This window comes from Streptomyces sp. NPDC041205, assembly GCF_055591765.1.
The window spans coordinates 1,536,040-1,553,250 of record NZ_JBVIZH010000002.1; the positions used below are offsets into that span (position 1 = coordinate 1,536,040).

The 17,211-nt window shown below is 72.3% G+C and carries 14 protein-coding genes; 4 read left to right on the top strand and 10 right to left on the bottom strand.

All coding sequences use genetic code 11. The features are described 5' to 3' along the window. Positions 1-21 precede the first annotated feature (21 nt). Together ACZ6BG_RS14015 and lysS are read right to left on the bottom strand one after the other, a co-directional pair. Entirely contained in the window at positions 22-225 is a 204-nt protein-coding gene (locus ACZ6BG_RS14015; RefSeq protein ID WP_469000059.1) for a hypothetical protein, read from the bottom strand. 157 nt (positions 226-382) lie between these two features. After that, positions 383-2,131, bottom strand: a complete 1,749-nt coding sequence (gene lysS / locus ACZ6BG_RS14020; protein ID WP_469000060.1) for a lysine--tRNA ligase — start codon at positions 2,129-2,131, stop codon at positions 383-385. A 224-nt stretch (positions 2,132-2,355) separates the two neighbouring features. On the opposite strand from lysS, the gene argS reads away from it, so the two are divergent. Then, on the top strand, positions 2,356-4,119 hold the full coding sequence (gene argS / locus ACZ6BG_RS14025) for an arginine--tRNA ligase (RefSeq protein WP_469000061.1): 1,764 nt from the start codon (positions 2,356-2,358) through the stop codon (positions 4,117-4,119). 18 nt (positions 4,120-4,137) lie between these two features. Here argS and ACZ6BG_RS14030 read toward each other — a convergent pair whose 3' ends face one another. Both ACZ6BG_RS14030 and ACZ6BG_RS14035 read right to left on the bottom strand, forming a co-directional pair. Further along, entirely contained in the window at positions 4,138-5,340 is a 1,203-nt protein-coding gene (locus ACZ6BG_RS14030) for an aminotransferase-like domain-containing protein (protein WP_469000062.1), read from the bottom strand. 149 nt (positions 5,341-5,489) lie between these two features. After that, positions 5,490-6,965, bottom strand: a complete 1,476-nt coding sequence (locus ACZ6BG_RS14035) for a helix-turn-helix domain-containing protein (protein ID WP_469000063.1) — start codon at positions 6,963-6,965, stop codon at positions 5,490-5,492. A gap of 223 nt (positions 6,966-7,188) precedes the next feature. Here ACZ6BG_RS14035 and ACZ6BG_RS14040 point away from each other — a divergent pair, with 223 nt between their 5' ends. From ACZ6BG_RS14040 to ACZ6BG_RS14050, 3 genes are all read left to right on the top strand, one after another. Next, entirely contained in the window at positions 7,189-7,905 is a 717-nt protein-coding gene (locus ACZ6BG_RS14040) for a DUF4232 domain-containing protein (RefSeq protein ID WP_469000064.1), read from the top strand. A gap of 84 nt (positions 7,906-7,989) precedes the next feature. After that, positions 7,990-8,526 (top strand): DUF4232 domain-containing protein, encoded by a 537-nt coding sequence (locus tag ACZ6BG_RS14045; RefSeq protein WP_469000066.1) that lies wholly within the window; start codon positions 7,990-7,992, stop codon positions 8,524-8,526. A gap of 179 nt (positions 8,527-8,705) precedes the next feature. Then, a complete protein-coding gene (locus ACZ6BG_RS14050) occupies positions 8,706-9,632 on the top strand; it encodes an NAD(P)-dependent oxidoreductase (RefSeq protein WP_469000069.1) in 927 nt (308 codons plus the stop codon). Positions 9,633-9,659: 27 nt separating this feature from the next. Here ACZ6BG_RS14050 and ACZ6BG_RS14055 read toward each other — a convergent pair whose 3' ends face one another. The 6 genes from ACZ6BG_RS14055 to ACZ6BG_RS14080 all read right to left on the bottom strand — a co-directional run bounded on the left by ACZ6BG_RS14055 (position 9,660) and on the right by ACZ6BG_RS14080 (position 17,046). Further along, positions 9,660-10,652: a zinc-binding dehydrogenase gene (locus tag ACZ6BG_RS14055; protein WP_469000071.1), complete on the bottom strand. Its 993-nt coding sequence runs from the start codon at positions 10,650-10,652 to the stop codon at positions 9,660-9,662. A 103-nt stretch (positions 10,653-10,755) separates the two neighbouring features. Further along, positions 10,756-11,745 (bottom strand): porphobilinogen synthase, encoded by a 990-nt coding sequence (gene hemB, locus ACZ6BG_RS14060; RefSeq protein WP_469000073.1) that lies wholly within the window; start codon positions 11,743-11,745, stop codon positions 10,756-10,758. A 192-nt stretch (positions 11,746-11,937) separates the two neighbouring features. Beyond that, the gene (locus tag ACZ6BG_RS14065) at positions 11,938-13,599 is read right to left on the bottom strand and encodes a bifunctional uroporphyrinogen-III C-methyltransferase/uroporphyrinogen-III synthase (RefSeq protein WP_469000076.1); all 1,662 of its coding nucleotides are present in this window, start codon (positions 13,597-13,599) and stop codon (positions 11,938-11,940) included. Further along, positions 13,596-14,594, bottom strand: coding sequence for a hydroxymethylbilane synthase (hemC, locus tag ACZ6BG_RS14070; protein WP_469000079.1), 999 nt, complete (start codon positions 14,592-14,594; stop codon positions 13,596-13,598). Before hemC ends, ACZ6BG_RS14065 begins: the two co-directional genes overlap by 4 nt. Then, positions 14,591-16,285: a glutamyl-tRNA reductase gene (locus ACZ6BG_RS14075; RefSeq protein WP_469000081.1), complete on the bottom strand. Its 1,695-nt coding sequence runs from the start codon at positions 16,283-16,285 to the stop codon at positions 14,591-14,593. Before ACZ6BG_RS14075 ends, hemC begins: the two co-directional genes overlap by 4 nt. Next, positions 16,282-17,046, bottom strand: a complete 765-nt coding sequence (locus ACZ6BG_RS14080) for a redox-sensing transcriptional repressor Rex (protein WP_468450296.1) — start codon at positions 17,044-17,046, stop codon at positions 16,282-16,284. Before ACZ6BG_RS14080 ends, ACZ6BG_RS14075 begins: the two co-directional genes overlap by 4 nt. Between the last annotated feature and the right edge of the window lie 165 nt (positions 17,047-17,211).

A 17,211-nucleotide genomic window follows, 5' to 3' on the forward strand; every position in this document is an offset into this window, starting at 1 on the left:
CCGGCGCCGCGCTGACAGCCCCTAGCGCCGGGCCCGCGCCTTGCCCTGTTCCGCGTAGAAGGCCAGCGCGGCTCCGACGGCGAGCAGCACGGCGTACCCGGCGGTGGGCACGTCCCACCACTTGTGGATCAGGCCCCAGGGGTTCTCCCCGAAGAGGCGTCCCGCGAGTCCGAGCCCGCCCTGCACTCCGACGACCCAGCCGATGATGCTGATGATTTCCTTCATGAATCAAGGATCACCGGCTCGACCTGCCATGACGTCGTGCCCGGGGCCGAATCCGGGGTAGTCCGAAGGATGCACAGGGCGGCAGCGCGCGAAGGGGGCGGGCCCGAAACGGACCCGCCCCCCTTCGCTCTGTGCCTGAGCGCCCCCAGGCGTACTCCTAGGCGCCGAGCAGCTTGCGCACCCGCTCCGCCCCCACCGCGAGCAGCAGCGTGGGCAGGCGCGGCCCGGTGTCCCGGCTCACCAGGAGGTGGTACAGGAGCGCGAAGAACGTCCGCTGGGCCGCCTTGATCTCCGGCGGCAGCTCCTTGGGCCCGGCGTCGGCGGCGAAGCCCGCGCGGACCTTGGGGACGCCGTAGACGAGGTGGGTCAGGCCGTCCAGGGACCAGTGCTCGTCCAGGCCGTCCAGGAGCAGCCGCAGCGACTCGCGGCCCTCCTCGTCGAGGGAGCCGAGCAGTTCCTTGTCGGGCTCGTCCCGCACGACCGTGCGCTGGTCGGCCGGGACCTGCGTGTTGATCCACGCCTCGGCCTTGTCGAGCCGGGGCCGCGCCTCGTCGAGGGAGGCCAGCGGGTCGGCCGGGTCCAGCTCGGACAGGATGCGCAGCGTCTGGTCCTCGGCCCCGGCGGTGATGTCGGCGACGGAGGCGAGCGTGCGGTACGGCAGCGGGTGCGCCGTCGTCGGCAGCGGTCCGGCGGCGGTGCCCACGGCGCGCGTGTACGCGGCGGCGTCGGCGGGCAGCGCGGAGCCGTCGGCGACCTTCGCGGCGAGCTTGTCCCACTCGTCGTAGAGCCGCTGGATCTCCTGGTCGAAGGCGATCTTGAAGGACTGGTTGGGCCTGCGGCGGGCGTACAGCCAGCGGAGCAGCGGCGCTTCCATGATCTTCAGGGCGTCGGCCGGGGTGGGCACGCCGCCGCGGGACGACGACATCTTGGCCATGCCGCTGATGCCCACGAAGGCGTACATGGGGCCGATCGGCTGCACCCCGTCGAAGATCTGCCGCACGATCTGCCCGCCGACGACGAACGACGAGCCGGGCGAGGAGTGGTCCACGCCGGACGGCTCGAAGATCACGCCCTCGTAGGCCCAGCGCATCGGCCAGTCGACCTTCCAGACCAGCTTGCCGCGGTTGAACTCGCTCAGGCGCACGGTCTCCTCGAAGCCGCACGCCGTGCAGACGTAGGTCAGCTCCGTGGAGTCGTCGTCGTAGGAGGTGACGGTGGTCAGGTCCTTGCCGCACTGGCCGCAGTAGGGCTTGTACGGGAAGTACCCGCTGGAGCCGCCGCTGCCGTCGTCCTCGCCGGCCGCGCCGGAGCCCTCCGCGGCCTCCAGCTCGGCCTCGTCGGCGGGCTTCTGCTGCTTCTTGCCCTTGGCCGGGTCCTTCTTGGTGCGGTACTGGTCGAGGATCGCGTCGATGTCGGCGCGGTGCCGCATCGCGTGCAGGATCTGCTCGCGGTACGCCCCCGAGGTGTACTGCTCGGTCTGGCTGATCCCGTCGAACTCGACGCCGAGGTCGGCCAGGGACGCCGCCATCGCGGCCTTGAAGTGCTCGGCCCAGTTCGGGTACGCCGACCCCGCGGGCGCGGGCACCGACGTCAGGGGCCTGCCGATGTGCTCGGCCCAGGACTCGTCGACGCCGGGGACGCCGGCCGGGACCTTGCGGTACCGGTCGTAGTCGTCCCAGGAGATCAGGTGGCGGACCTGGTGGCCGCGGCGGCGGATCTCGTCGGCGACCAGGTGCGGGGTCATGACCTCGCGCAGATTGCCCAGGTGGATGGGGCCGGAGGGGGACAGACCCGAGGCGACCGTAACGGGTTTGCCCGGGGCACGACGCTCCGACTCGGCGATGACCTCGTCCGCGTAGCGGGAGACCCAGTCGGTGGTATCGGTGCTCTGAGCCACGGTCGGCACGTCCTCTTGTTCCTCGGGATTCAGGGAATCTGGCGTAAGCCATTGTCCCAGACGGAAGGACTCGGTCCGGGGTTGCGCCCAGCGCGGCTGACCGACCTGCTTTTCCGGCTGGGGGTCCGGGGGTCATCCCCCGGGAAGACGCAGTATGGAGGCGAACCGGCGTCCCTCCCCATGGGACACTTGACGCTCACCCTGATGCACGCCAATTACCAGAACGGAAGCTCATGGCCCCGGTCACGTCCCTCGCCGCATCCGTCCACCAGCGTCTCGCGGACGCCCTCTCGGCAGCCCTGCCGGAGGCCGCCCCCGCGGACCCGCTGCTGCGACGCAGCGACCGAGCGGACTTCCAGGCCAACGGCATCCTCGCGCTCGCGAAGAAGGCGAAGGCCAACCCGCGGGAGCTTGCCACGCAGGTCGTCGAGAAGATCACCAACGGTGACCTGCTGGCCGACGTCGAGGTGTCGGGCCCCGGCTTCCTGAACGTCACGGTCACCGACCGGGCGATCACCGAGACCCTCGCCGCCCGCGCCGCCGACGGCGACCGCCTCGGCGTGCCGCTCAAGGACGAGCCGGGCACGACGATCATCGACTACGCCCAGCCGAACGTGGCCAAGGAGATGCACGTCGGCCACCTGCGCTCCGCGGTGATCGGCGACGCCCTGCGGCAGATGCTGGACTTCACCGGCGAGAAGACGATCGGCCGCCACCACATCGGCGACTGGGGCACCCAGTTCGGCATGCTCATCCAGTACCTGATCGAGCACCCCGGCGAGCTGGCCCCCGCGGCCGACACCGACGGCGACCAGGCCATGTCGAACCTGAACCGGGTCTACAAGGCCTCGCGCGCGGTCTTCGACGCCGACGAGGCGTTCAAGGAGCGGGCCCGCAAGCGGGTCGTCGCCCTGCAGTCCGGTGACAAGGAGACCCTCGACCTGTGGCAGCGGTTCGTGGACGAGTCGAAGGTCTACTTCTACTCGGTCTTCGAGAAGCTGGACATGGAGGTCCGCGACGAGGAGATCGTCGGCGAGTCCGCGTACAACGACATGATGCCGGAGACGGCCCGCCTCCTCGAGGAGTCCGGTGTCGCCGTCCGCTCCGACGGCGCGCTCGTCGTCTTCTTCGACGAGATCCGCGGCAAGGACGACCGGCCGGTGCCGCTGATCGTGCAGAAGGCCGACGGCGGCTTCGGGTACGCGGCCTCCGACCTCTCCGCGATCCGCGACCGCGTCGTCGGGCTGCACGCCACGTCGCTCCTGTACGTCGTGGACGTACGCCAGTCGCTGCACTTCCGCATGGTCTTCGAGGCGGCCCGCCGGATGGGCTGGCTGAACGACGACGTCACCGCGCACAACATGGGCTACGGCACGGTGCTCGGCGCGGACGGCAAGCCGTTCAAGACGCGTGAGGGCAAGACGGTGCGCCTGGAGGACCTCCTCGACGAGGCCGTCGAGCGGGCCACGGCGGTCGTGCGCGAGAAGGCCGAGAAGGTCGGCCTGACCGAGCAGGAGATCATCGAGAACGGCCGGTACGTCGGCATCGGCGCCGTGAAGTACGCGGACCTCTCCACCTCGGCGAACCGCGACTACAAGTTCGACCTGGACCAGATGGTCTCCCTCAACGGCGACACGTCGGTCTACCTCCAGTACGCCTACGCCCGCATCAAGTCGATCCTCCGCAGGGCCGAGGGCGCGGGCCCCGTCGCCCACGCCGAGGTCGAACTCGCCCCGGCGGAGCGGGCGCTCGGCCTGCACCTGGACGCGTTCGGCGAGGTCCTCGCGGACGCCACGGCGGAGTACGCCCCGCACAAGCTCGCCGCGTACCTGTACCAACTGGCGTCGCTGTACACGACGTTCTACGACCAGTGCCCGGTCCTCAAGGCGGACACCCCGGCCCAGGTCGAGAACCGCCTGTTCCTCTGCGACCTCACGGCCCGCACCCTCCACCAGGGCATGACGCTCCTGGGCATCCGCACCCCGGAACGCCTGTAACCACCTCGGCGGGGGTTGTCACGACAGCCCCCGCCGAAGGCGCCGCAGGCCTTCGGCGATCTCCTCGGGCGTCTGGGTCACGAAGCACAGCCGCAGGGTCCGGGCGTCCGGCGCCCCGCCATAGAACGGCGCCCCCGGCACGTACGCCACGTTGTGCCCGACAACCCCCGGCAACCGCTCCGTCGCGTCGTACCCCTCGGGCAGCCGCACCCAAAGAAACATCCCGCCCTCGGGCCGATTCCACTCCGCCCCGGAGGGCAACGCGTCCCCGAGCCCCGCGAGCATCGCGTCCCGCCGCTCCCGATACGCCCCCGCCACCCGCCCCACACGCGCGTCCAGGTCGTACCGCTCCAAGTACCAAGCGGCGGCAAGCTGGTTGACGGTGGGCGTGTGCAGATCGGCGGCCTGCTTGGCGATGGCGCAGGCCCGCCGCAGCGCGGCCGGCGCCCGCAGCCACCCGAGCCGCAGCCCCGGCGCCATGACCTTGGAGAAGCTCCCGAGGACCACGGTCCGGTCCTCACCGCCCGCCCGGGAGGCGATCCACGGCACCCGCTCCCCCTCGAACCGCAGCTCCCCGTAAGGGTCGTCCTCGACGATCCACAGGCCGCGCCGGGCGGCGACCTCGGCGACGGCGGCCCGCCGCCCGAGAGGCATGGTCCGCCCGGTCGGGTTCTGGAAGGTCGGCACGGTGTAGAGCAGCTTGGCCCGGTGCTGGGCGACGAGCGCGTCGAGGGCGTCCGGGTCGACGCCGTCAGCGTCCCCGGGCACGGGCACGACGTGCGCCCCGGCGAAGGCGAAGACCTGGAGGGCGGCCAGGTAGCAGGGGTTCTCGACGAGGACGGTGTCGCCGGGTTCGACGAGGGCGGTGGCGAGCAGTGAGAGGGCCTGCTGCGATCCGGTGGTGACGAGGATGTCGTCGGCGCCGGTGGCGAGGCCCCGGGCGGTGTACCGCTCGGCGACGGCCCCGCGCAGCGCGGGCTCGCCCTCGGTCGTCGAGTACTGCAGGGCACGGCCGGGCGCGTCCGCGAGGACGGCCTGGTACGCGGCGGCGACGCCCTTCGCGTCGAAGAGTTCGGGCGCGGGCAGGCCGCCCGCGAAGTTGATGACCTCGGGCCGGGCGGTGACCGCGAGGATGTCCCGTACCGGCGAGCCCCCGATCGCGGCGGCACGCGCGGCGAGCGGCGGCGTGGGGGCGGCGGTGGCACGGCTGGTGACGGTCATCGTGGGTCCCTCCCGGTACGTGGGTCACGGCAGGGTAGACATGGGAGCGCCGCCCGCGACACCCTTTTCGGAATGCGGACGGCGGTGCTCCACCGCGGCCCCGGCCTCCCCGGGCCCGGGGCCTCCGACGGGCCCCGGGCGGAGCCCGCTCAGCCCTGGTCGGACGTCTGCGGCTCCTCCCTGCTCCACTTCGTGGCGCCGTTCGGCCACTTGTACTCCGGGCGCCCCCGGTCCGAGCTGGTGCGGAACGGCTTGCCCGCGTCGTCGATCCGTAGGACCCCGCTGCGCCCGCCGCTCGACCACTGCAGGTTCAGGGACCACAGCGCGTCGTAGTTCTTGGTGTCGACCTCGACGTAGAAGACCTCGGGGTCGGACTCGCTCACCTTGTACGGGAAGTTCCGCTGCCCGGCCTTGGGGACGGCCGTGGGCTGGGCCGCGTCGAGGTCGACGCCGAAGGACTTCGTGCCCACGGGGCCGCCGCAGCCGTTGCCCGACTGGTAGCTGTTCCACTTGAGCGGCGCGCTCTTGCGCCGCACGTCGACGTCGAGGCGTTCCAGTACGACGGTGTCCTCGCCGGTGCCCTGGAGGGTGACCTCGACGAACCCGCCGGCGGCCTGGACCCCGCCCATGGCCCGCACCCAGGTCGGCGCCTCCCGCTCGGAGGGCGGCTGGAGCACCTCGCCCGGCTCCCGGTCGATGAGGAAGTTCTGGGCGCACGGGTTCGGGTAGTAGGGGAAGGGGCGTACGCGGGCGGTGACGGGGGTGCCCTTCGCGGCGCCGGACGAGCCGGTGCCGGGTCGGCCACCGCCCGAGGACGGGCCGCCCTTGTCCCGGTCGTCCTTCCCTTGGCTCCCCTCGCCCTTCCCTTTCGCCTTGTCCTTGTCGCCCTTCTTGCCCTTGTCGTCCGGGTCCTCCTTGGCGGACGGTGTGGCGGACGGCTTCTTGTCCGGGTTCCGCCCCGTCCCGGACGGAGCCTCGTCCGCCGTGGGCAGGGCCCGGTCGACCGCCTTGTCGTGCCCGTCGTCCGAGCCGCCGGACGCGTTCTGCAGCGCGAGCGCGGTGCCGCCGAGGGCGAGGACGACGCCGACGGCACCGACGACGGCGAGCTGGCGTCGGCGCAGGCGGGACAGGCGGCCGCCTCGGCGTGCCCGGGTGGCGGGGGTGCCGGGGGCAGGGGCGGGGGTGCGGGAGACGGGGGAGAGTTCGGGTTCGGGTTCGGGGTGGGGGTCGGGGCCGGGCGGGTCGGGCCGGAACGCGGCGACGGCTTCGGTGGGTGCGGTGGGCTCGACGGGCTCGTCGGCCGCAACGGGCTCACGTGCCTCGTCGGCCTCGTCGGCCTCAGTGGCCTCAGTGGCCTCAGTGGCCTCAGTGGCCTCAGCCTTCCGCCCCCGCGACACATCCGCCACGATCCACCGCCGATGCAGCTCCACCAGCTCGTCGGGGCTGGCCTTGCAGAGTCTGCCGAGGCGCTCGACCGGCGCGAACTCCGTCGGCACGACGGTGCCGTTCACGTACCGGTGCAGTGTCGACGTACTCACATGCAGCCGCTTGGCGAGGACTCCGTAGCTGAGCCCCGACCGGTCCTTCAATTCCCGCAGCAGCGCCGCGAGATCACCCGACCCCACGCTTCCTCCACCCCTGTCCGCCATTCCAGCCGACCGTTCCAAGGAACCCCTGTTCCCGCAGGTCAGAGCCGGTGCGAGCGTTCCAGCGTCCCTCGTTGTCCAGCCGCTCTGGCCACCGGGACAACACGCCACACAAGCTTGGGTCATCCAAGCACGCCGCTCCCGCCAAGTCCTCGGAGCGGCGCACGTCGCTCCCGTCACATTCCGAAGGAAGAGATCACCCATGCCTGCCTCGGCCCGCCGCTCCCGTACCCGCCTGTTCGCCGCCGCGACGCTCGCCATCGCCGCGCTCTCGCTCACCGCCTGCGGCAACGACGACACGTCCGGAACGCGGGACGAAGGCGCCGCGAACTCCTCGTCCACCGCCAAGGATTCCTCCGCGGGCAAGGGGAAGAGCGAGTCGGGGGAGGCGCTCGGCGGCACCGATTCCGGCGGCGGCTCCGGCAGTTCCGGCAGCGAGGGCTCCGGCTCGTCCGGCGCCGGCGAGAACACGGGCGGCGGCGCGGGTTCCGACCCGGACGACCCCGCGAACCGCGTCCCGTGCACCGCCGACAACACCTCGGCCGCCGCCACCCCGGTGTCGCGCCCCCTCAACTACATGCTGATCACGATCACCAACACCGGCTCCAAGATGTGCGACCTGAACGGCTATCCGATCCTCAAGTTCGACGGCGCCCAGTCGGTGCCGCCGGTCATCGAGGACAGCAAGCCGCAGGCGGTCACCTCGCTCAAGCCGGGCGCCAAGGGCTACGCGGCCGCGATCCTCTCGGCGGGCGACGGCAGCGGCGGCGAGGGCCGCACCGCGCAGAGCCTCCAGATCGGCTTCCAGGGCAGCGACAAGTTCACCGACGCGGCGCTCCAGGCCCGGGGCGTGCACATCGACGACAAGCTGCGCGTCACGTACTGGGTGAGCGACTCGGCGGACGCGCTCACGTCCTGACGTACCGCCGTCCTGACGTACCACCGCCCCGAGTTCCGACCGACCCCACACACTCACACCCGAACCAAGAGAAGAAGGCACCCCATGCGCACCACTCTCCGCACCCGCACCGTCACCACCGCCCTCGCCCTGACCGCGGCCCTCTCCGTCCCGGCCTTCGCGGGCAGCGCGGCCGCGAGCGGCACCGGCGTCGAGGCGGCCCCGGTCACCTGCACGGCCGCGAACACCAAGGTGACGGTGAAGAAGGTCGACCGCCCCGTGAACCACCTGCTCCTGCGGGCCAAGAACACCGGCACCAAGACCTGTTACGCGTACCACGCCCCGTTCCTGCGCTTCGGCCAGTCGCACGCCGCGACCGCCGTCCTGCGCGACAGCGTGCCGCAGTCCGTGATCACCCTGAAGCCGGGCAAGTCGGCGTACGCGGGCATCCGCACGGAGTCCCCCGAGGGCACCGACGGCTTCAAGACCAAGAAGCTCGGGGTGCTCTTCTCCAACCGCGCGATGAACGGCGGCGCCGGCAGCATGGCCAAGCCGAAGCTGCCCGCCGGGGGCGTGTACGTGGACAGCTCGGCGTTCGTCACGTACTGGCAGTCCACGGCGGCCGCCGCGCTGGCCTGGTAGCCCCCGGCCGTCGAACGGCCGCCACTCACTTACCTTTTGGTGAGTACCTCACAAAATAGTCGGTACTTGTCGGTGAGTGCGGGCGCGGCGAGGATCGAGGTGTTCCCCGGAACACCTCAGCGAGAACAGCGGGACCGGCGCGCTCAGCGCCCTCTCCGCACCACCCTCGAAGGAGCCCCGTGCCCGCCACCGACCACACCCCGAGCAACCACCCCGTCTCCGTCCTCGGCCTCGGCCTGATGGGCTCCGCCCTGGCCTCGGCCCTGCTGAAGGCGGGCCACCCCACGACGGTCTGGAACCGCACGGCGGCGAAGACAGGACCGCTCGTCGCACAGGGCGCGACCCCGGCCGACACCCCCGCGGCCGGGGTCACCGCGAGCCCCCTCGTGATCGCCTGCCTGACGACGAACGACAACGTGCGCGAGCTGTTCGCGCCGCTCACCGCGGAACTGCGCGGCCGCACCCTGGTGAACCTCACCAACGGAACGCCGTCCCAGGCACGGGAGTTGGCGGCCTGGGCGCGGGAACACGGGATCGCCTACGTCGACGGCGGCATCATGGCCGTACCGCAGATGATCGCGGGCCCGGGCGCGTACGTCCTCTACAGCGGCGACGAGGAGGCGTACGCGCGGCACCGCGACACGCTCGCCGCGCTGGCCGACACCAAGTGGGTCGGCGCCGACGCTGGCCTCGCCGCCCTGTGGGACCTGGCCCTGCTGACCGGCATGTACGGCATGGCCCTCGGCGTCGCCCAGGCCTACGCGCTGACCGGCAGCGCGGGCGTGCCCGCGAAGGACTTCGCGCCGCTCCTCGCGGACTGGGTCGTCGCGATGACCCAGGGGGTCGCGCACGGCACGGCCGAGGCCATCGAGTCCGGGCAGCACCTCACGGACGTGTCCAACCTGGAGATGAACCTGGCGGTGCTGCCCAACTTCACCGACACGTTCGCCGAACTCGGCGTCAGCGACCCGGTGTTCACGCCGCTGCGGCCGCTCCTGGAGCGCGCGGTCGCGCAGGGGCACGGCGCCGACGGCCTGTCCAGGATCGTCGACCTGCTCAGGACCCCCGAGCCGGTCGAGGCTCCCGCGCCGGTCAGGACCCCGTAGGGCAGGAAGGCCCGAGCCGTCACGGCATCACGGGACAAGGACCACCTTGCCGGTCGTCTCCCGCCGCTCCAGCGCCGCGTGCACCTCGGCGGCGTGGGCCAGCGGGAACGACTGGACGGCGGGGGTGAGCCGCCCCGCGGCGGCCGCGGCGAGGGCGCGCCGCTCCTGGTCGGGCCGCTCCTCGGGGCTCGCAAGGAGCTCCAACAGGGCGTTCCGGTACGTGATGCCGCGCTCGGCGAGCACCGCGTCGCCCGGCACGAACTCCACCTGCGACGCGGACCCGATGGACACGAACCGCCCGCCGTCGGCGAGCAGTTCGAACGCGGCGGCGGCCTTCTCCCCGCCCACCCCGTCGAGGACGACGGTGACGCGCCGCCCGCCGATCCGCGCGCGCACCTCGTCGCCCCACCCGTCCTCGTCGTAGTCGACACCGATCACCTCGGCACCGCCCCCGCCCCCGAGCTTGCGCACGGCGGCGACCTTGCCGGGCCCACCCGCCGCACCCACGACCGTGGCCCCCATCTCGTGTGCGTACTGCACCACGAGCCGACCCACGCCCCCGGCGGCGGACGTCACCAACACCACGTCATCGGGGCGCAGTCCGGCGACATCGAGCAGCCCCATGGTGGTGGCCCCCGTGACCACCATCGCCACGGCGGCCTCGAACCCGAGCCCCTCGGGCACCGCGTGCAGCTCCCCCACCTCGGCGACGGCCAGCTCCGCGTACCCGCCAGGGCCGCCCCGCGCCGTCACCACGCTCCGCCCCAGCCACTCCTGCCCGACGCCGGGCCCCACCGACTCGACCACCCCGGCGACCTCCCCGCCGAAGATCGCCGGCAACTCCGGCAGCGGCGGCGCGAGATCACTGGCGGCTCCCGCCCGCATCACGGTCTCGATGAAGTGCACGCCCGCGGCCCGCACCACCACCCGCACCTGCCCGGGCCCGGGCACCGGGTCGGGCACGCTCTCGTACGAGAGGTTCGCGGCGGGCCCGAACTCATGAAGAACAACGGCGTGCATCTGGTCCTCCCGGATGTGGGATCGATTCGATGTCTCCACTCTCGAACCTCAACAGCGGTTGAAGTCAAGAGACTCCAACCGCTGTCCGAACCGCCGGGCGTGCCTAGAGCTGCCGCGCCACCTCAGTGGCCCAATACGTGAGGATCATCTGCGCCCCCGCCCGCTTGATGCCGATCAGGGACTCCATGATCGCCTTGTCGCGGTCGATCCACCCGCGCTCCGCGGCGGCCTCGATCATCGCGTACTCGCCGCTGATCTGGTACGCGGCCACGGGCACGTCGGACGCCTCGGCGACCTTGGCCAGGATGTCGAGGTAGGGGCCCGCGGGCTTGACCATCACCATGTCGGCGCCCTCTTCGAGGTCGAGCGCCAGTTCGCGCAGGGATTCACGGCTGTTGGCCGGGTCCTGCTGGTAGGTCTTGCGGTCGCCCTTGAGGGACGACCCCACGGCCTCCCGGAACGGCCCGAAGAACGCCGACGAGTACTTCGCCGTGTAGGCGAGGATCGCCACGTCCTCGTGCCCGGTCTGGTCGAGCGCGTCGCGGACGACGCCGATCTGGCCGTCCATCATGCCGCTCGGGCCCACCACATGGGCGCCCGCGTCGGCCTGGACCTGCGCCATCTCGGCGTACCGCTCCAGGGTCGCGTCGTTGTCGACCCGGCCCTGCTCGTCCAGGACACCGCAGTGGCCGTGGTCGGTGAACTCGTCCAGGCACAGGTCGGACATGACCATCAGGTCGTCCCCGACCTCGGCCCGCACATCGCGCAGCGCGACCTGCAGGATCCCGTCCGGGTCGGTCCCGACGGTGCCGAGCGCGTCCTTCTTCGACTCCTCCGGCACACCGAAGAGCATGATCCCGGAGACGCCCGCCTCGACCGCCTCCACGGCGGCCTTCTTCAGGGTGTCGCGGGTGTGCTGGACGACTCCCGGCATCGACCCGATCGCGACAGGCGCCCCGATCCCTTCCCGCACGAAGGCGGGCAGCACCAGATCGGCCGGATGCAACCGCGCCTCGGCGACCATGCGCCGCATGACGGGATTGGTACGCAGCCGCCGGGGCCGCGAACCGGGGAACGAACCGTACGTACTCATTGCAGAATCCACCTCACGGTAAATCGCGCTGCGCGCTTCGCCCTTCGGGCGCGCTTTTCAGCCCGCCTCGGCGAGGTACCAGCCCGTCCGGCGCTTGAGGACGAGGCCGTTCAGGCCGATGGCGGGGGCCCCGGGGGCGGCAGCCCCCGGTTTCGGGAAGGGGCGGGGCCGGGGCGCCCCCGCGAGGGCACCCTACGGCGCAGCGGCCCTCCGCCGCCGCGCCCCCGGCCGCCGCTCACTCGGCCGCGTCACGGCGTCCCCGGCCTCAATCGCGGCAGCCCGCCGCCGCGCCCCGAACTCGGCAAGCGCCGCAGCCAACTTGTGCACGGACGGCTCAGGAGCCATCACGTCCACCCGAAGCCCGTGCTCCTCCGCCGTCTTGGCGGTGGCGGGCCCGATACAGGCGATCACGGTCACGTTGTGCGGCTTACCGGCGATGCCCACCAGATTCCGCACCGTGCTCGACGAGGTGAAGAGAACGGCGTCGAACCCACCGCCCTTGATGGCCTCACGCGTCTCGGCCGGCGGCGGCGACGCCCGCACGGTCCGGTAGGCGGTGACGTCGTCGACCTCCCACCCGAGATCGATGAGCCCGGCGACAAGCGTCTCCGTGGCGATGTCGGCGCGCGGCAGGAACACCCGGTCGATCGGGTCGAAGACGGGGTCGTACGGAGGCCAGTCCTCCAGGAGCCCGGCCGCGGACTGCTCCCCGCTGGGCACCAGATCCGGCTTCACACCGAAGGCGACGAGCGCGGCGGCGGTCTGCTCGCCCACGGCGGCGACCTTGATCCCCGCGAAGGCCCGGGCGTCGAGCCCGTACTCCTCGAACTTCTCCCGCACGGCCTTGACCGCGTTCACCGAGGTGAAGGCGATCCACTCATAGCGCCCGGTGACGAGCCCCTTGACCGCGCGCTCCATCTGCTGCGGCGTCCGCGGCGGCTCGACGGCGATCGTCGGCACCTCGTGCGGCACCGCGCCGTAGGACCGGAGCTGGTCGGAGAGCGAGGCCGCCTGCTCCTTCGTGCGGGGTACGAGGACCCGCCACCCGAAGAGCGGCTTCGACTCGAACCACGACAGCTGGTCGCGCTGCGCGGCGGCCGAGCGCTCACCGACCACGGCTATGACGGCCTGCCCGCCGTCGGGCGAGGGCAGCACCTTGGCCTGCTTGAGCACCTGCGCGATGGTGCCGAGCGTCGCGGTCCAGGTGCGCTGGCGCGTCGTCGTACCGGCGACGGTCACCGTCATCGGGGTGTCGGGCTTGCGCCCGGCGGACACCAGCTCACCGGCGGCGGCCGCGACCGAGTCCAGGGACGTGGAGACGACCACGGTCCCGTCGGACGCGCCGACCTCGCCCCAGCAGCGCTCGGAGGCCGTACGCGCGTCGACGAACCGGACGTCCGTGCCCTGCGCGTCCCGCAGCGGCACCCCCGCGTACGCGGGCACACCGACCGCGGCCGCGATGCCCGGCACCACCTCGAAGGGGATGCCCTCCGCGGCGCAGGCCAGCATCTCCCCGGCCGCGTACGCATCAAGGCCCGGATCACCGCTCACCGCGCGCACGACCCGCCTGCCGCCGCGCGCGCCCTCCATGACAAGATTGGCCGCGGCTGAGGCCGAAGGCCCGTCGCCGCCCGCTGACGTGCCGTCAGCGGCCTGCGGGAGAGGTGTGTCCACACCCCCTCGGGCATGCACACGTACGACATCGAGAACATCCGGCTCGGCGATCAGCACATCCGCTCGGGCCAGCGCCTCGACGGCGCGCAGAGTCAGCAGTCCCGGATCTCCGGGTCCGGCACCGAGAAAGGTGACGTGCCCGTGTACGGGAAGGCCGGGAAGGTTCGAGGTGGGGCTCAAAGTGCTCGCTCCCCCATCAGACCGGCCGCGCCCTTGGCGAGCATCTCGGCGGCGAGTTCCCGCCCGAGTGCCAGCGCCTGGTCGTGTGTCCCGGGCACGGGACCGGTGGTGGACAGCTGCACCAGCGTCGAGCCGTCGGTGGCACCGACGACGCCGCGCAGGCGCATTTCCTTGACAACCTGCCCGTCGGCCATTGGGGTCTCCCCTGCTCGAGCGAAGTCGAGAGCTTGGGGAAGGTCGGCCAACGCACCCACAGGTGCGCTGCAACCGGCCTCCAGGGCGGCGAGCAGGGATCGCTCGGCGGTCACGGCGACCCGGGTGTACGGGTCGTCGAGCTCGGCGAGCGCGGCGGCGAGTGACGCGTGGGTCGCGGCGCACTCGATCGCCAGTGCCCCCTGGCCGGGGGCGGGCAGAACGGTGTCGACCGACAGGAAGTCGGTCACCTCGTCGATCCGGCCGACGCGGCTGAGCCCCGCGGCGGCGAGCACGACGGCGTCCAGCTTCCCGTCGTGTACGTATCCGATGCGGGTGTCGATGTTCCCGCGGATCGGCACGGCCTCTATGGACATGCCGTGGTTGCGGGCGTAGGCGTTGAGCTGCGCCATGCGGCGCGGCGAGCCGGTGCCGACGCGCGCGCCGTCCCGCAGCTCCGCGAACGTCAGGCCGTCGCGCGCGATCAGTACGTCCCGCGGGTCCTCCCGCTCCGGCACGGCGGCGAGCGTCAGCTCGTCGGGCTGCGCGGTCGGCAGGTCCTTCAGGGAGTGCACGGCGAAGTCGACCTCACCGGCGAGCAGCGCGTCGCGCAGCGCGGTGACGAACACACCGGTGCCGCCGATCTGGGCGAGGTGCTCGCGGGAGGTGTCGCCGAACGTGGTGATCTCGACGAGCTCGACGGGCCGCCCCGTCAGCTCGGTGACCTTCCTCGCCACCTGCCCGGACTGGGCCATGGCCAGCTTGCTGCGCCTGGTCCCGAGTCTGAGTGCCTTCTCGGTCATGCGCGGCCTCGCTTGGGTTCGTCGTTCTCGTGGAGCTGGTTCTGCTGGCCGCCCGCGTTGCTCAGCAGATCGGCCCGGGAGACGGCAGCCACCGTCTCGGGGTCGAGGCCGAAGAGGGTGCGCAGGGCGTCGGCGTATCCGGCGCCGCCGGGCTCGCTGGCGAGCTGCTTCACCCGCACCGTCGGCGCGTGCAGCAGCTTGTCGACGACGCGGCGCACGGTCTGCGTGATCTCCGCGCGCTCCTTGTCGCCGAGGCCGGGCAGCCGGCCGTCGAGCCGCGCGATCTCACCGCTGACGACGTCGGCGGCCATGGTGCGCAGCGCGACGACGGTCGGCGTGATGTGCGCGGCCCGCTGCGCGGCGCCGAACGCGGCGACCTCGTCGGACACGATGGTGCGCACGGCGTCCACGTCGGCGGCCATCGGCGCGTCGGCGGAGGCGTCCGCGAGGGACTCGATGTCGACCAGGCGCACGCCGGTGAGGCGGTGCGCGGCGGCGTCGATGTCGCGGGGCATGGCGAGGTCGAGCAGGTACAGCGCGGCGGCGCGGGCCGCGGGCACCACGGCGGCGGCCACCCGGCCCGCCCGCACAGGACCACCGCCGACGGCGGGGCTGTTGTCCACCAGCGCGGCGTGCTGCTCGTACGCGGTCTCGTCGCCGACCTGCGCGCCGACGGGGCGACCGCCCGCGTCCGGGGCGGAGGCGGCGGTGTCCGGGGCGGCGGCTTCGGCGGACCGCTCGGCCGCGGAGTGCGGCGCGATCACACAGTCGTCGTCATCGCAGGCCGACCCGTCATGACCGGCACGCGCGTCATCCCGTACGTCACCGGCCGACCCGTCACGCACGTCACCGACGCGCCCCGCGAGCGCCGCCTCGACGTCCGCGGCGGTCAGCACGAGGCCCGTCGCACCGGTGCAGGACACGGCCACGTCGGCACGTGTCAGCTCCCCGGCCACCTGGGCCATCGGCACGGCACGGGCGACGACTCCGGTGCCGCCCTCGGTGAGGATCTCGGCCAGGCGCTCGGCCCGGTCCAGGGTGCGGTTGGCGACGACGACCTCGTCCACGCCGGAGCGCGCGAGGGTCGCCGCGGCCAGCGAGGACATCGAGCCCGCGCCGATCACCAGGGCGCGCCTGCCCTTGGCCCAGGCGTGCACGGGCTCGCGCCCGGCCAACTGCTCCAGGCCGAAGGTGACGAGCGACTGCCCGGCCCGGTCGATGCCGGTCTCCGAGTGCGCCCGCTTGCCCACGCGCAGGGCCTGCTGGAAGAGGTCGTTGAGGAGGCGGCCCGCGGTGTGCAGCTCCTGCGCCCGCGCGAGCGAGTCCTTGATCTGGCCGAGGATCTGCCCCTCGCCGACGACCATGGAGTCGAGCCCGCACGCCACCGAGAACAGATGGTGGACGGCCCGGTCCTCGTAGTGCACGTACAGATAAGGAGTGAGCTCCTCGAGGCTCACGCCGCTGTGCAGCGCGAGCAGCGTCGACAGCTCGGCGACGCCCGCGTGGAACTTGTCCACGTCCGCGTACAGCTCGATGCGGTTGCAGGTGGCGAGCACGGCGGCCTCGGCCGCGGGCTCGGCGGCCACCGTGTCGTGCAGCAGCCTGGCCTGCGCGTCGACGGTGAGCGCGGCCCGCTCGAGGACGCTCACCGGAGCGCTGCGGTGACTGAGGCCCACGACGAGGAGGCTCATGCCGGCATCACGGCGGGAACGTCCCCGTCGGGTCCCTTGCGGTGCTGGTTCTTGGTGACGGCGGGCCCGGCCGCGGCCTCGGCGTCCGCGGCGGACTCCTCACCGGCCTTGCGCTGCTCGTGGAAGGCGAGGATCTGCAGCTCGATGGAGAGGTCGACCTTGCGCACGTCGACGCCGTCGGGGACGGTCAGGACGGTCGGCGCGAAGTTCAGGATGGACGTGACACCCGCGGCCACGAGCCGGTCGCAGACCTGCTGGGCGGCGCCCGCCGGGGTCGCGATGACGCCGATCGAGACGCCGTTGTCGCTGATGATCTTCTCGAGGTCGTCCGTGTGCTGCACCGGCATCCCGGCGACGGGCTTGCCCGCCATCGCCGGATCGGCGTCTATGAGAGCGGCCACGCGGAAACCGCGCGAGGCGAACCCGCCGTAATTGGCCAGCGCGGCGCCGAGGTTACCGATACCGACGATGACAACCGGCCAGTCCTGGGTCAGGCCCAGCTCACGGGAGATCTGGTACACGAGGTACTCGACGTCGTAGCCGACGCCCCGCGTCCCATAGGACCCGAGGTACGAGAAATCCTTGCGCAGCTTCGCGGAGTTGACCCCCGCGGCGGCCGCGAGCTCCTCGGAGGAGACCGTGGGCACCGAGCGCTCCGACAGCGCGGTCAGAGCCCTCAGGTACAGCGGAAGCCTGGCGACAGTGGCCTCGGGAATCCCTCGGCTGCGGGTCGCCGGTCGGTGAGTTCGGCCAGTTGCCACGGTGCTCCTGCGGGTAGAGCGGGGCTGAAGGCGGGCTGGCACCCGTTGCTGTGTCCCAAGACCGCCCCGTCGACAGCAGGCTATGTCTTTGTGAACGCGTGCACAAAGATGGTGTCCGATTTGCCCGCCCAACGTGACCGGGGTCACGCACTCCCGGCGCGCTTT